This is a genomic window from Phenylobacterium sp. (assembly GCF_030654915.1).
In the GTDB taxonomy this organism is placed as follows: domain Bacteria; phylum Pseudomonadota; class Alphaproteobacteria; order Caulobacterales; family Caulobacteraceae; genus Phenylobacterium.
Window position 1 is genome coordinate 1 of the sequence record NZ_JAURWM010000012.1, and the last position, 14,432, is coordinate 14,432.

At 66.0% G+C, this 14,432-nt stretch carries 15 protein-coding genes; 4 read left to right on the forward strand and 11 right to left on the reverse strand.

All coding sequences use genetic code 11. The features are described from left to right. From Q7T84_RS00315 to Q7T84_RS00335, 5 genes are all read right to left on the reverse strand, one after another. On the reverse strand, positions 1 to 738 hold a 738-nt coding region (locus Q7T84_RS00315), incomplete at its 3' end, for an energy transducer TonB (protein ID WP_304805564.1). Between the two features lie 58 nt (positions 739 to 796). Beyond that, positions 797 to 2,179, reverse strand: a complete 1,383-nt coding sequence (locus tag Q7T84_RS00320) for a hypothetical protein (protein WP_304805565.1) — start codon at positions 2,177 to 2,179, stop codon at positions 797 to 799. Positions 2,180 to 2,439: 260 nt separating this feature from the next. Continuing rightward, entirely contained in the window at positions 2,440 to 4,041 is a 1,602-nt protein-coding gene (locus Q7T84_RS00325; protein WP_304805566.1) for a peptide chain release factor 3, read from the reverse strand. A 54-nt stretch (positions 4,042 to 4,095) separates the two neighbouring features. Further along, positions 4,096 to 4,476 (reverse strand): hypothetical protein, encoded by a 381-nt coding sequence (locus Q7T84_RS00330; protein ID WP_304805567.1) that lies wholly within the window; start codon positions 4,474 to 4,476, stop codon positions 4,096 to 4,098. A 99-nt stretch (positions 4,477 to 4,575) separates the two neighbouring features. After that, positions 4,576 to 4,908: a DUF1491 family protein gene (locus Q7T84_RS00335; RefSeq protein ID WP_304805568.1), complete on the reverse strand. Its 333-nt coding sequence runs from the start codon at positions 4,906 to 4,908 to the stop codon at positions 4,576 to 4,578. Between the two features lie 129 nt (positions 4,909 to 5,037). On the opposite strand from Q7T84_RS00335, the gene Q7T84_RS00340 reads away from it, so the two are divergent. After that, on the forward strand, positions 5,038 to 5,910 hold the full coding sequence (locus Q7T84_RS00340) for a hypothetical protein (protein WP_304805569.1): 873 nt from the start codon (positions 5,038 to 5,040) through the stop codon (positions 5,908 to 5,910). Here Q7T84_RS00340 and Q7T84_RS00345 read toward each other — a convergent pair. Continuing rightward, positions 5,907 to 7,379: a HAMP domain-containing sensor histidine kinase gene (locus Q7T84_RS00345; protein WP_304805570.1), complete on the reverse strand. Its 1,473-nt coding sequence runs from the start codon at positions 7,377 to 7,379 to the stop codon at positions 5,907 to 5,909. The two genes, Q7T84_RS00340 and Q7T84_RS00345, sit on opposite strands and share 4 nt — an antisense overlap. A gap of 203 nt (positions 7,380 to 7,582) precedes the next feature. On the opposite strand from Q7T84_RS00345, the gene Q7T84_RS00350 reads away from it, so the two are divergent. Next, positions 7,583 to 8,383 carry a sensor histidine kinase KdpD gene (locus Q7T84_RS00350; protein WP_304805571.1) on the forward strand — a complete coding sequence of 267 codons (801 nt, stop codon included), beginning with the start codon at positions 7,583 to 7,585 and terminating at the stop codon, positions 8,381 to 8,383. Between the two features lie 46 nt (positions 8,384 to 8,429). Continuing rightward, a complete protein-coding gene (locus tag Q7T84_RS00355; protein WP_304805572.1) occupies positions 8,430 to 8,855 on the forward strand; it encodes a SufE family protein in 426 nt (141 codons plus the stop codon). 3 nt (positions 8,856 to 8,858) lie between these two features. Here Q7T84_RS00355 and Q7T84_RS00360 read toward each other — a convergent pair whose 3' ends face one another. The 4 genes from Q7T84_RS00360 to Q7T84_RS00375 form a co-directional block, all read right to left on the reverse strand. After that, complete coding sequence (locus Q7T84_RS00360; RefSeq protein WP_304805573.1) at positions 8,859 to 9,350, reverse strand: PAS domain-containing protein; 492 nt, start codon at positions 9,348 to 9,350, stop codon at positions 8,859 to 8,861. 211 nt (positions 9,351 to 9,561) lie between these two features. Further along, positions 9,562 to 9,984: a MucR family transcriptional regulator gene (locus tag Q7T84_RS00365; protein WP_304805574.1), complete on the reverse strand. Its 423-nt coding sequence runs from the start codon at positions 9,982 to 9,984 to the stop codon at positions 9,562 to 9,564. Positions 9,985 to 10,204: 220 nt separating this feature from the next. Next, a complete protein-coding gene (locus Q7T84_RS00370) occupies positions 10,205 to 11,428 on the reverse strand; it encodes a DUF2336 domain-containing protein (protein ID WP_304805575.1) in 1,224 nt (407 codons plus the stop codon). Positions 11,429 to 11,484: 56 nt separating this feature from the next. Continuing rightward, positions 11,485 to 12,369: a crotonase/enoyl-CoA hydratase family protein gene (locus Q7T84_RS00375; protein WP_304805576.1), complete on the reverse strand. Its 885-nt coding sequence runs from the start codon at positions 12,367 to 12,369 to the stop codon at positions 11,485 to 11,487. Between the two features lie 140 nt (positions 12,370 to 12,509). On the opposite strand from Q7T84_RS00375, the gene Q7T84_RS00380 reads away from it, so the two are divergent. Continuing rightward, positions 12,510 to 14,048: an acyl-CoA synthetase gene (locus Q7T84_RS00380; protein WP_304805577.1), complete on the forward strand. Its 1,539-nt coding sequence runs from the start codon at positions 12,510 to 12,512 to the stop codon at positions 14,046 to 14,048. Here Q7T84_RS00380 and Q7T84_RS00385 read toward each other — a convergent pair. Then, the coding region (locus Q7T84_RS00385; protein ID WP_304805578.1) for a GNAT family N-acetyltransferase at positions 14,045 to 14,432 on the reverse strand (388 nt) is incomplete at its 5' end. The genes Q7T84_RS00380 and Q7T84_RS00385 overlap by 4 nt on opposite strands.

A 14,432-nucleotide genomic window follows, 5' to 3' on the forward strand; every position in this document is an offset into this window, starting at 1 on the left:
CGCCTTCCCAACCACGCGCTTGACCGGGTCCAACATATTGCTGTCGAAAACAAAGGTGATCTGCGTGGCGACACCCTTGGTGCTCGCTCCGTTAGGAAGCACCTGCGGCCCGAGGAAACGCGGGGCGATCGCTTTTGCAGCGGCGGCGAAGCCCTGACTCTTAGGTTCTTCCTGAATCGCGTTGCAATTTTCAAGCCTGCCGTCGGCCTTGAACTCGCAATCAAGCGTCGCACGCCCGCTCAGGCCCCTTTCCCGCGCCTTCTTCGGATAGGCCGCGACAACCTCGTCATAGGTTGGAGCGTCCATCCACGGCACCTTGGTCAAGGCCACGCTGTTTCCGATGGTTCCGGCGCCGGGAATGTAACTGCCCATGGGAAGATCTGGCGCTTTAAAAATGATGGGAATTTTGAGGGTGCTCTCGACGGCCTTGCCGTCGCGAATCCCAGGCTTGAGCAAGAACTGAGGACTAAGAGCGATCGCCGCCACCCCGAACCCAGCGCCCGCTGGCTCCTCGCTGAGCACCGAACAGTCGGCCAACGCCCCTTGAAGAGTAATCCGGCAGCGAATGGACGCGCGGCCGCCTAGCCCCTTCTCCCAGGCCTCCCTCGGCCAAACCGCCAGTACGTCTTCCCCGTTCGGGCGCTTCAACCAATCCGGCCGAACGTCGAAATGCTCTTCGGCCTGAGCCGGAAGCGGTGACAGGAGACACAACGCTAAAGCGATGGATTTCGACTTCATGGTTCCCCCGACCCTACGGCCATGCTCGCACGGCCGACCAGGGGTTGCATAGCGCCTACTAGTAGGCGGGGCGCGCCGTCGTGCTCGGCCCACCGATCAAGCGCTCAAGCGCGTCGGCGGCGACGATGCTGAGCGAGCGCAGACCAAGCTCGCCGAATACGTCGAGTGCGGCGTTCAGGGCCATGGCCGCATTGGCACGTTCGCCGCGATCCTTGCCGGTGATGTCCAGCCGGGCCTCATAGAGCCGCGCGAGGTTCACCTGCAGCAGCGCCCACGCGGCCGGGTCGCGCCTGGCGGTGATGGCGGTCAGTTCGATCTTGAACGCCGATTCAGCGGCGTCCAGCACCGTCAGATCGCCGGAAAGCTCGGCCGAGCGCGCCAGGCAAAGGGCGCGGTTGGAGGCCCCGAAGGCGCGCAGCGACAGCGCCGGGACCTTCTTGAGGACGTGAGCCGCCCGGTCGTAGCAAGTGACCGCCTGTTCATAGGCCCGCTCCGAGCCGCCGGCTTCGCCCAGCGCCTGGAGACCCTGGGCCAGGGCGGTCTGGGTCCGCGCCCAGTCCAGCGGGCTCTGTTCACGCGACAGCTCGCCAACCACCTCGGCCAGGTCGCCAACGGCCTGCGCCAGCACCTCCACCTCGCCGTCGACCTCGCCCAGCAGAGCCACCGCCTGGCCGCGCAGCGCCATGGCGCGCGCCCAGCTCAAGGGTTCATAGGCGGTGTCCAGCCCCTTGGCGGCGAGGTCAGCCTCGTCGCGGGCCATAGCCAGCAATTCACTATCACGCAGGCGCGCGCCCCAGCCGATCAACAGGTCGGCCAGCACCAGACGCGCCTCAATGGCCAGCAACCGGGCGGCGCGGCAGCGTCGGGTCAGGCTTTGCAGCCCGGCGATCGGATGGGCGAACCTGGCCACGGCGACGCGTGCGGCCTGGGCGTCGCCGGTCGCCATCTGTCCGCGCGCCTCGATGGCGGCGATGCCGATATCGGCCAGCGGCAAGGAGAGCCCGCCTCGCGCGGCCGAACGGGCGTCACGGAAGGCGACGTCGGCGGCGGCGTTCAATCCCTCGTCGCCAAAGAGCTCGGCGCCCAGCATGGCGCAGAAAGCCTGTTCGCAGCGCGCGCGGGCCCAGCCATCGGGCCGGCGGTCACGCCCGAAGGCCTCGGCGGCGGCTTCGGCGGTGGCGGCCGCTTTGCGCAATGCGGCGGCGTCCCCCGAGCGACGGGCGACCTCGCGCCAGATGATGGCGCCTTCCAGCCGGCGTTGAGCCTGGTCCTTCGCCCCGACCCGGCCCGCGGCGATGTCGGCGGCGCGGCCCTCCTTGGCGATCATCCGCAAGTCGAGCAGTTCCAGCAACGAGGCGTCACCGCCCGTCAGACCGTCACGCGGCGCGCTGACGGTGTCCGCGCCGAACAACCGCTTTAGCTCCCGACCGAACTCGAACATGGCAAGGCTCCGATCGCCCCCCGGCGTCCCATGACGAGACGCCTACGGAAGGTTCAGACCTCATGGAGCAAACCCGGAGCCGAGATCGTAAACAAGTGGTTAATTCGCCAAGTATGGTTAACAAAGTCTGACTTTGTTGTGTGCGGACGTTAACCCTAACTGGCCCGAAACTTGCGTGACCTCGCGAGCCTTTCGAGGCTCCGCCGGCGAGTTCATGGACTTACGCTCCGGCCTGACTGAGCCTCGCCGCCGGCCGCTGACTAGGCGCGCTCCTTCGACCGCTCGAAGCCGATCTTCGGGAAGCGCTCGGCGACATAGCCCATTTCCCAGGACGACTTGGCCAGGAACACCGGCTGCTCGTCGATGTCGGTTCCCATCGCGCTTTTGTGCTTGCTGGCGAAGTCCTCGACGTCGGCCTTCGCGCCAGTTAGCCAGCGGGCCTCGGAATAGGGCGCCGGCTCGAACAGCACGTCGAGCTGGTACTCGTTGGCCAGGCGGTCGGCCATGACCTCGAACTGCAGCGGTCCGACCGCGCCGACGATGAAGTCCGCGCCGATCACCGGGCGGAACAGCTGGGTCACGCCCTCCTCGGCTAGGCCCTCGAGGGCTTTCTTGAGGTGCTTGGCCTTCAACGGGTCCTTCACACGCACCCGCTGCAGGATTTCCGGCGCGAAGTTCGGCAGGCCGGCGAAGCGCAGCGTGCCGCTCTCCGACAGGCTGTCGCCGACCCGCAGGACGCCATGGTTCGGAATCCCGATCACGTCGCCGGCGAAGGCTTCCTCGGCCAGTTCACGGTCGGAGGCGAAGAACATGATCGGCGCATTGACCGAAAGCTGACGTCCGGTGTTCTGGACCTTCATCTTCATGCCGCGCTGGAACTTGCCCGAGGTCAGACGCAGGAAGGCGATCCGGTCGCGGTGGTTGGGGTCCATGTTCGCCTGGACCTTGAAGACGAAGCCGGTGACCTCTGGATCGCCGGGCGCCACATGGGTGGACACGCCCCCCTTCACCGCGGGCATGGCCTTCGGCGGCGGGGCATAGGCGCCCAGGCCCTCCAGAAGCTGGTCGATGCCGAAGTGGCGCAGGGCTGAGCCGAAGAACACCGGCGTCATGTGGCCTTCGAGGAACGACTGGGGGTCGAAGGGCTTGGAGGCCTCCTGGACGAGCATGGAGCCCTCCTCCAGTTCGGCCTGTTCGTCGGGGTCGAGATAGCTGTCGACCGCATTGCCGTGGAACGGAATGGCGGCCGGATGGCCCTCGTCCTTGTTGTCTTGGGTCTTCTTGGCGAACGGCAGGAACTTGTCGTTGCGCAGGTCCAGCATGCCCTTGAAGCGCCCGCCCGACCCGGCCGGCCAGAACAGCGGCGCGGGGTCCAGCGCCAGCTTCGAGGCGATCTCGTCCAGCAGTTCGATCGGGTCCTGTGCCTCGCGGTCCATCTTGTTGATGAAGGTCACGATCGGAATGTCGCGCAGGCGGCAAACCTCGAACAGCTTCAGGGTCTGCGGCTCGATGCCCTTTGCGGCGTCCAGCACCATGACGGCGGCGTCGGCGGCGGTCAGGGTCCGGTAGGTGTCTTCCGAGAAGTCTTCGTGACCCGGGGTGTCGAGCAGATTGAACATCAGCCCGGCGTGATCGAAGGTCATGACGCTGGCCGAGACCGAGATGCCACGCTCGCGTTCGATCTTCATCCAGTCAGACCGGGTGCGCCGGTTCTCGCCACGCGCCCGCACCGCGCCGGCGGCGCGGATCGCGCCCCCGGCCAACAGCAGGTTCTCGGTCAAGGTCGTCTTGCCGGCGTCCGGGTGCGAGATGATGGCGAAGGTGCGCCGGCGGGCGGCCTCGGCGGCGGGAGAATTGCTCATAGCCCGCAGGTAGCGCAGCCAGGGCTCGCGCGAAAGCCCGCGCGTCGCCCCGCCCTACGCCGCGAGGCGCCGCCAGACCTGCCGGTCGATCCAAACAGCGTCCATCAGACCCTCGTCCTGACGCTTGCTGAGCCGGGCCATGACCTCGAAGTCGACATGGGCGTAGCGCAGGGTGACCTCTTCCGGCGCGCAGCCGTAGCGAGGCGCCACGAACAGGGCCGCGTTGATGGCGGGAGCCTTGGCGACGATCAGAAGAGCCAGGCGCTTGGCGCGTTCAGGCCGGTCGAAGTGTAGGAGAGGCTCTTCAGAATAGAGTTCCTGCCCGAGCAAGCTCACCACGTTGAACGACAACGCGTTAAGCGCCTTGGCGCCCAACTTCGGCGACAGGCTCATACCGCTCAGATTCAGAACCACGTCGTTCAAAAGAAAGAGCATACGAGGCAAGCGCTCACACTACGGAAACGCGACTGTTTGCCACAGACGTGCTTTCGCACCCGTTGAGGAAGGCGGTAAACCTGCCGCTAACCTTGCCTTTTAACTTTCCTCGACTGGCTCGGTCAGGAAATGACGGCCGTCCTTGTCCTCAACCTCGACCACCCAGATATCCGGGTCGATGCGATTGGCGCGCTCGATGTAGCGGTCCAGATCGCTCTCTTGTTCCGATAGCGCCGGGCGCATCCAGACCCGTTCCCCGTCGCCGCGCGTGGCCTCGCCATAGAGCCTGAACGTGCGGTCGCCGCGGTTCATCACCTTGACCAGCACGCTGCCGGCGCGGGCGTCGCCCTTGCGGACCACTACCGCATATCCGCCGCCGAGCTCCACGCGGCGGATCAGGGCCGCGACCCAGATGTCGGTGGAGAGCAGCATTTTTTGTGGTCTCGATAACAGAGCGGAAAGGCTGAGCTTCTACGGTCGCCCGACGTTCTCGAACATACGAGAAAAGTAGGAAGCATGACGAGTACGCGCAGAACCGCGCGGCGCGTCGTGTGTGGATGGATGGGTCTGGCCGCCGCGGGAGCGCTTCTCGCAGCGCCTGGTGTGTCGCTGGCCCAGGCCGCCGACCTCTTCTACGAACGCACGGTGATGACCGCCGCCGACGCCCGATGCGGGCTGTTCCAGGCCCCGGTCGGAGCCGCCTTGGCGGCCAGCCGCATGCAGGCGCGCGGCGCGGCCTTGCGCGCCGGCCTCGACAAGGCCGGCTTGGCCGCCGTGGAGCAACGCGCCTGGGCCAAGGTCGCCGCGACGCCCTGCGATTCCGAAGATATCAGCCTGGCGGCCGCGCGGGTGCGCCAGGCCTTCGACGGCTACGCCCAACTCAGCCGGATGACCTATCCCGGCGAACTCGCCGAATGGCGAGCAGATCGCGCCAGCGGCGTCGCCGTTCGCTGGCGCTTGCAGCAGACCGCCAGCTTCGGCTGGAACCGCATGATCTTCGGCCTGGCCGGCCGTGACGGCGCCAATTCGCTGATGGCGGTCGCCCAGTTTCCTGACGGCAAGGCCCCCTATGGCGCGCGCCTTGTCCTGCGCGACGCCTCCACGACCCAAGGTCCCTATCTCGACACTCGCGGCCAGCCGCTCGCCACCCTGCCGCTGGCGCGCCGGCTGCCGCCGCCCTCGGCACGCAGCGTCTACTCCGCCGAGGCCCGCAGCCCCGCCGGCCTGGACCTGATGCCCAAGGACATGAAGTCGGCCTGGGCCTTCCGCTTTCCGCCGAGCGCCGCCTACGCCCTGGCTCAGCTAGACCCACGCGAGGCCGTGGCGGTCGAGTTCCTGTTCGCCGCCGGCGAGGGTGAAAACGTGCGCCGCGCCTATGTCGAGGTGGGCGACTTCGCCGCCGGTCGCGCCTTCCTGCAGGTCGCCAGCCGCTAAGGCGTTTTGGCGGTGACCGGGTGCTCGATCACCGGCAACCGGACGGTCACGGTCGTGCCCTCGCCCAGCCGGCTCTCAATATCCATCTCACCGCCGTGCAACTCGGCGAACGAGCGGACGAGCGATAGCCCAAGCCCCGTACCCGCAGCCCGCTGGGCCGGACCGCCGGCCTGCTCGTAGGGCCGCCCCAACCGCTGCAGATCCTCGACGCTGATGCCCACCCCGGTGTCGGCCACCACCAGCTCCAGCACCGGACCATCGGCGTGGATAGTGACGGTGACGGAGCCGCCACGCGGCGTGAACTTCAGGGCGTTGGAGACTAGGTTCAGGGCGATCTGCTTCATCGCGCGCCGGTCGGCGGTGACGTCTAGCGGCTCGCGGGGCAGTAGGCCGCGAAGCTGCACACCGGCCCGATCGGCCTGGCCGCGCATCAAGCGCAGGACGCCGGCCACGGTGTCGCGGGCGTCAAAGATGTCCCGCGCCAGTTCGAACCGTTCCGCCTCGATCTTGGACATGTCGAGCACGTCGCTGATCAGATCCAACAGGTGGCCGCCGGAGTCGTGGATCAGTTCGGCATATTCGGCGTAACGATCCGACAGCGAGCCGAACAGGCCCTGCCGCATGATGTCGCTGAACCCCATGATGGCGTTCAGCGGGGTCCGCAGCTCATGGCTCATATTGGCCAGGAACCGCGACTTGCCGGCGTTCTGCGCCTCTGCGTCGGCGCGCGCGCGCTCGAGTTCGGCCTCGCGGTCACGGGCCGCGCGGGCGTCGCGGACCGAGCCCATCAATCGGCCGCCACCCACACGGCGCAGACTGAGCGCCAACCAGCCGTCAGGGTCTCTGGCCGGGGCGAACGCGACCTCGGCCGCGCCGTCGGCCAGGGCCGCATCGATCGCGGCCTGCACGCCAGGCCGATCATCCAGAGCCACGAAATCGGCCAACAGCTGCCCGGCGCCCAAGCCCCCCGCCCCGGCAGGCTCTGGGCCCCAGGCGCCGGTAAGCCTGCCGCGCGCATTGATCGCGACGAGCAGATGCGGCTGTTCGTTCAAGGCCTGGCGCAAACGCGCCTCGGTCTGGCGGTGGTGGCGGGCGTCTGCGCCCGCTCCGCGCTGCAGGATCACCAGACCCGCGCCAAGGCCGACGATCGTCGTCGTCAAGGCGATCACCCCCAGCACATTAGCCAGGGCCGGGCTCGGCGAGGGAATATCCAGTGTCAGGCCGGCCAGCGCCGCGACCCCGACGGCCGCAAGCGAAACCGCCGCGCCAAGCGCGAGCCGCTCGCCATGGTTCATCACCGCCGCCGCCGCCAGCGGCAGTAGGCACCATACGGCCAGCGGGCCGGCGACTCCCCCAGTGAAAATCGCCGCCAAGGCTCCGGCCACGCCAAGCCCGACGATGGCCAGCATCGCGGTCGCGGAAGAGCAGCGGGCCTTGGACGCCGGGCGGGCGATGGGGCTCTCGATCACGGAATGTCTCGACGCCTCCTGCGCTGGGCGGTGCTTATGACCCGATGTTAGCGGCGACAGTGAGTCCCCGCGAGGCTGCTCGCCCAGGACGCGACCGCATTCCTGGCCACGAACCGCATGATCTTGTTGATTGAAAGGAAATCGTAAGCGCGGCGAGCCTATGGATAGCTAAGTCAAAGACCGCGAGGCTTCGAGTTCAGTCCATGGCCCAGGCGGCTCCCATACGACCGGTTCACGCGCCCGAATCGGACCAGGCGTCTCAAACTGAGCCGCAGTCTCGGCTTAGCGCGCGCGCGCGCCGCGAGGCGGCCCTGGACGAGACCAAGCGATCGTTCCTGCGGATGGCCAGCCACGAGTTGCGCACGCCACTTAACTCGATCCTCGGCTTTTCGGAGATCATCGCCTCGGAGCTCTACGGCCCGCTCGGCGCGCCGCAGTACAAGGAATACGCCGGCATCATCCGCATGAGCGGCGCCCGGCTGCTCAAACTCGTGAACCAGGTCCTGGAGATCGCCCGGCTGGAAGGCCGCGCCATGGACATCGACCTTCAGCAAGAGTCGATCGACCACGCCCTCGACGACGCCCTCGACGGGCTGCGCGAGGAGATCGCTCAGGCCGGCGTGAAGATCGCGATTGAAAACCAAGGCGCCCTGCCCGCGGTGATCGCCGACGCCCGGGGGCTGAGAAACATCCTGACCAACCTGATCCAGAACGCGGTCATCTTCGCGCCGGCAGGTTCGGAAATTTCCATTCGTGCGCAATCGGCCGGTCGCCACGTGGAAATCTCGATCGTCGATCACGGCCCCGGCGTGGATCCGGCCGATATCCCTCGTCTGCTGATGCCCTTCGAGCAGGGCGAGAACGCCCTGACCCGCCGCAGCGAGGGCGCGGGCCTAGGCTTGCCGATCGTCGAGTTGCTATGCCTCGCGATGGACGGGCGGTTAAAGCTATCCTCGGTCGCCGGCCAGGGGCTCACCGCGAACGTCCGACTTCCCGCGGCTTAAGGCCCCTGTTGCGCTCGGCCCTTCCGGCGCCTAAGTCGCAATGGATATGACGACGATCGCGCACGACCTCGAAGAACTGTCCCAAGAATTCGACCTGCTGGGCGATTGGGAAGAGCGCTACCGCTACGTGATCGATCTGGGGCGCGAGCTCGCCCCCCTCACCGACGCCGAGCGCAATGACGCCAACAAGGTGCGCGGCTGCGCCAGCCAGGTCTGGCGGGTGACCGAGCCGCAGGCCGATGGAACCGTCATATTTCGCGGAGATTCGGACGCCCACATCGTGCGCGGCCTGATCGCGGTGTTGTTCCGGCTGTTTTCCGGCAAGCAGGCCAAGGACATCCTGGCGTGCGACGCCAAGGCGGCCTTCGACAAGCTGGGTCTGAGCGGCCACCTGTCGGCGCAGCGTTCGAACGGTCTGGCTTCGATGGTGGGCCGGGTTCGCCGCGACGCCGAGGCGTTGGCCGCGGTTTGAACCTTAAGCGGCGCGAATGCCGCTGACGACGGTGTCGCCCTGAACACCGACCACGGCGTCATAGCCCAGGATCATGTCCACATCCCTGCCGTTTGAGGCCAGCGGCAACCGCAGCCACAGGATGGATAGGTGAGCCGCGCCGCGCCAGGCGAGGCTGTGCGCGCCAACCGCCGGACGGCGCTCGTGGACCAATTTGGTCAGTTCCTCACGCCAGTAGTCCATCGCTGATGAGTTGTAGACCTCGCCGAGCGAGCGGCCGGTGATCTCCTTGCCATAGACGCCATACAGGCCAGTCCCGGCCAGTCGCAGCCGGAAATCCATGGGGTCACGGCGCACGTCGATCAGACTGACCGTCGGCAGCAGACGCTTGAAGTCTTCCGGTCGAATGTCGTTGCGCCCTGGGAGTTGGCCGCCATGCCGAAGGCGGGCCCAATAGGCGTATAGTTCTTCGTGTGCGCGGGCGGCCGCCGCCGAAGCTCCGATCTGTGCGGCCATATTCAGATTCCTTAACAACCCCTTGGAATCGCGACGAATCACTTATCGCCCAGAGGGTGATTCGCCCGCAAGTGGAATTTTGTGACGCCCACCGGAAATCGGGCCAAAAGGTGGCGTTGCTGATCAGGTGGGCGAATGCGTCGCACCCCCACGAACAAAAAACGCCCGCCGGTGAGGGCGGGCGTTTCAAAGTCGGCTATTGGCCGTAGCTTTACTTGGTGCGCTTGCGCGGAGCCTGACGGCCACCTTGGCCAAGACCCATCTGCTTGGCCAGATCCGAACGAGCCTTAGCATAGTTCGGTGCAACCATAGGGTAGTCTTTCGGGAGCCCCCACTTCGCGCGGTATTCTTCAGGGCTCATATTATACTTCGTCCGAAGGTGACGCTTGAGCGACTTGAACTTCCGGCCGTCTTCCAGGCAAATCAGGTGATCAGGCGTGATCGAACGGCGCACCGGGACCGCGGGTTCCTTGGGTGCGGCTTCCTGGACATCGGAGCCAGAGGAAATGCCGGCCAACGCACGGTGGACACTCTGGATCAGATTGGGGAGATCGGCCGCAGCGACCGAATTGTTTCCGACATACGCGGAAACAATATCCGCCGTCATCTCAATGACTTCCGATTTCTCGTCCATATTTCTCGGTTCCGTGAGTGCGGCTGCACCAAGTTGGGGGATGACTGATTCACGACATCAGTGATCGAGTTGATATCTGGAAGCCAACTCAAGCACAAGCATGGAACAGACTCTTGTTCTTCAACGAACGTGCATATCATCAAGATTAGCTGCCGCACCGCACAATTGCTTGCACAAGGCGTCACTATTGCGGTGCGGTGAAATGCCACAACCGCAGTGATCAGCGTCCAAAATCCTTGGAAAGCGTCAGCATGGTGGCCCATTCTGGGTCTGAGTATTCGCCAGAGGCGTCTTCATCGCCTTCTCGAACCGCACGCAGCAGCGCCGGAGTGAGCGTTGAGGTCATCGACCAGTTCCAATACCGCAGCACGGTCTGGGCCCGGTCCACCGCGATCATGTCGTGGATGACCATCACGCGTTCCAAAGCGGGCGACATGCCGCCCTGCCCGTCGCTCTCGGGCCGCTCCAATCCCCGCCATAGCGCGCGGATGGCCTGTTTCGGCAAGCCGGTGGCTTTGCAGAGCACGGCAATGGGCTCGCCGCCGGGATCGGTGAAGATCCGGGCCCCAGTCATCGGCTTCAGACCAGAGAGATAGGAAATCTCCTCAACCGCCTGCGGGGTCAGGCCGTGCTGAGCCGCGGTGACGGCGTCCTCTAGACTCTTCGATGTTTCGTCGGCCCTCGCATCACGGCTGCGCTGCCGGCGCTCGATGAACTGCAAGGCCTTGCGGGAAATCGGGTCCTGCCAATTCTCCTCGGCGGCCATGGCGAAGATGTCGCTGGCCGCCTCCTGCAGGATTTCCCGCGAAACGGCGAAACGGCGAAGGATGGCGTTACGTGCGTCGGCGTCGGCCCACCAGAACAGCATATATGCGTGGGCCGGACGCAGTTCTGGACGCTTCAGCAGGGTCGAGGTCAGGCGGGAGTCGCCACGCGTCAGGGCCACCATCGCCTCAACCCCGCCCGTCGAGAACCGCGCGTCCTCATTCTTAAGCAGGCACTCCAGAACCAGAACCTCGCCAAATTCGATCAGCACGTCGCAGACCACCTCGCTGACGCCGCGACGCAGGGCGATCAGACGTCGATGCTCCAGGCCGGTCATCCGCGCGCAGTCGAGCAGGTCGGCGTCCGACAGGTGGGCGGCGTTGATCAGAAGCTCTTCGGCGACATCGATCTCGTCGCGCAGCAGAAACCGCGCGAGGCTGGCGGGAACCTCAGGCATCGCGCCCAGTCGCCGGGCCACCTTTTTTCGCTCAGCGGGCTCAGCCTCGCGCAGCATGTCGACCAACAGGTCCGCCGTCATCGCCCGCTCGAACGCGTTCACCCGCGAGGTCGGCAGGCAGACCACGTCCGCCAGCCGCCGCAGCAAGATCCCGCGTGCGCGGGAGGCCAATGCGGCCTCCCGCGAAGGTTCAAGATCGGACGGTGATTGCGGCAGGTTCATGAGAGATCCGGAGCAAAACCCGATCCCATCGAATCACACTGCGCTTAACCACCCGTTCACTTGAATTCCGGCGCCTGCCAATGAGGCCAGATGTCGGGCAGATCGGTCGAGACCTGATTGGGGAACACCGGCGGCCGCTTCTCCAGGAACGACATCACCCCTTCGCGGGCGTCGCCCATCGCGCCCCGGATCTGGATGCCACGGCTGTCGGCGCGGTGAGCGTCCATCGGATGCGGTGCACCGGCCATGCGCCAGATGAGCTGGCGCGTGATGGCGATCGACACCGGCGCGGTGTTCTCGACGATCTCACGGGCCAAGGCCTTGGCGGCCGGCAGCAATTCGTCGGGAGCATGCAGCGAGCGAACAAGCCCGCGGTCCAGCGCTTCCTGGGCCGAGAAAACCCGACCCGTGTAGCACCACTCGAGCGCCGTCTGGACACCGACCAGCCTGGGCAGGAACCACGACGAGGCCGCCTCGGGATTGAGCCCCCGCCGGGCGAAGACCAGACCGAACCTCGCCTCCGTCGAGGCGAGACGGATATCCATGGGCAGTTGCATGGTCACGCCAACCCCGACCGCCGGCCCGTTCACCGCCGCGATCACTGGCTTCAGGCTGTCATAGATGCGCAGCGACACCAGGCCGCCGCCGTCGCGCTGCACGCCGTCCCGCTGGCGCGCGGCTAGGGACTCGCCGCCGCGCTTGTCGTAGTCGAAGGTCTCGCCGCCGGCCGACAGATCGGCCCCGGCGCAGAAGCCGCGGCCCGCTCCGGTGACGATCACCGCCTTCACCGCGTCGTCGGCGTCGGTGACGTCGAACACGGCGATCAGGTCCTTCATCATCTGCGTGTTGAAGGCGTTGAGCTTCTCGGGACGGTTGAGGGTGATCGTCGCCACCCCGTCCTCAAGCTCGTAGGCTAGGGTTTCGAAGCTATGGTTCGCCATCTCGTCCTCCCGTGGTTTTCTTCATTTCGCCCCGCTTGACGGACGGTCCGTCAAGCACCGCATATGTGAGTGAACAACGATAATTCAGGGAGGACGGCCGAGACGCGAGGACAGCGTCCGGCCGCCGCAAGGAAGAGTTCATGCATCCGGCCACCCACGCCCAGACCCATCCAGACCGCGCCGCCTACGTCATGGCTGGCTCCGGGGAGACGGTGACCTACAAGCAACTCGACCAACGCTCGAACCAGGGCGCCCAGCTGTTCCGGTCGATGGGACTGAAGGCCGGCGACGTGATCGCCCTCCTGATGGACAACCATCCACGCTTCTTCGAGATCGCCTGGGCCGCCCAACGCGCGGGCCTCTACTACGCCTGCATCTCTTCGAAACTGACCTCGGGCGAGATCGAGTACATCCTGACCGACTGCGAGGCGAAGGTGCTGATCACCTCGGCCGGGGTCGGACCGGTGATCGACGAATTGCCCGCCCTGGCGCCCGGCGTGAAGCTATTCATGGTCGGTGAAGCCCGCGCCCCCTATGAGAGCTTCGAAGCGGCTCGCGACAAGCAACCGGCCACGCCGATCGCCGACGAAACCGCCGGCGCCGACATGCTCTACTCGTCAGGCACCACCGGCCGCCCCAAAGGCATCAAGCCGCCTCTTAGCGGAGGCCCGATCGACGCGCCATACGCGCTGGCGATGATGGCGCAGGGGCTGTTCGGCTTCCAGAACGACAGCGTCTACATCTCGCCCGCACCGCTCTATCACGCCGCGCCACTGCGCTGGTGCATGAGCGTCCACCGCCTAGGTGGCACGGTCGTGGTGATGGAGAAGTTCGACCCGGAAGAAACCCTGGCCCTGATCCAGAAGCACAAGGTCGATGTCGGCCAGTTCGTGCCGACGCACTTTGTGCGGATGCTGAAGCTGCCGCCCGAGGTTCGCGCCAAGTACGACGTCTCGTCCATGCGCTCGGCCGTCCACGCCGCCGCCCCCTGCCCGGTGCCGGTCAAGGAGCAGATGATCGACTGGTGGGGTCCGGTGATCCACGAGTACTACGCCGGCAGCGAAGGCAACGGCTTCTGCTACATCGGCCCGCAGGATTGGCTGACCCACAAGGGTTCGGTGGGCAAGGCGGCGACCGCCGAACTGCACATAGTCGGCGAGGACGGCGAAGAAGTCCCTGCGCGCACCGAGGGCACGATCTATTTCGGCGGCGGCACGCCGCTGAGCTATCACAACGCCCCGGAAAAGGTCGCCGAGAACACCAACAAGCATGGCTGGACCACGCTGGGCGATGTGGGCTGGGTCGATGAGGAAGGCTTCCTCTACCTGACCGACCGCAAGAGCTTCATGATCATCTCCGGCGGCGTGAACATCTACCCGCAGGAACTCGAGAACCTGCTGATCACTCACCCCAAGGTCGCCGACGCCGCCGTGGTCGGCGGGCCGCATGAGGAAATGGGCGAACAGGTCATCGCCGTGATCCAACCTATGGACTGGGCCAACGCCGGGGAAGACCTGAAGGCCGAACTCGCCGCCTTCTGCCGCGCTAATCTCAGCCACGTGAAGTCACCCCGCGTGATCGACTTCATGCAGGAACTGCCACGCCACCCGACCGGCAAGCTCTACAAGCGCCTGATCCGCGACGCCTATTGGGGCAAGGAAGGCTCCAAGATCGTCTAGAGCGCACGCTCCATCCGTGGCAGGCGCCGACCGGGTATCGACCCGGACGGCGACCAGCCCACCCGCCTGAAGCCGAGCCGCTCATAGATCGGTTCGGCGTTGGGATCGGCGTCCAGCCCGACTTGCGTGACGCCCTGCTCACGGCAAGTGACCAATAGGATGGCCATCAGGGCCGCGCCGACGCCTTGTCCTTGCTCGATGGGCTCCACGAAAAAGTCTTCGAGTTCGGCCGTCGGCCCGTCAATGTGCAGGGCTATCATGCCCACGACGGCGCCCGCCCGTTGCGCCAGCCAAATGCGCCACGCCGTCATTTTCTGCGGCGTAAAAGTCAGCTCTGCGCGGCACGCGGCCATGAACTCGTCCGAATAGCCCCACGACGCCTTC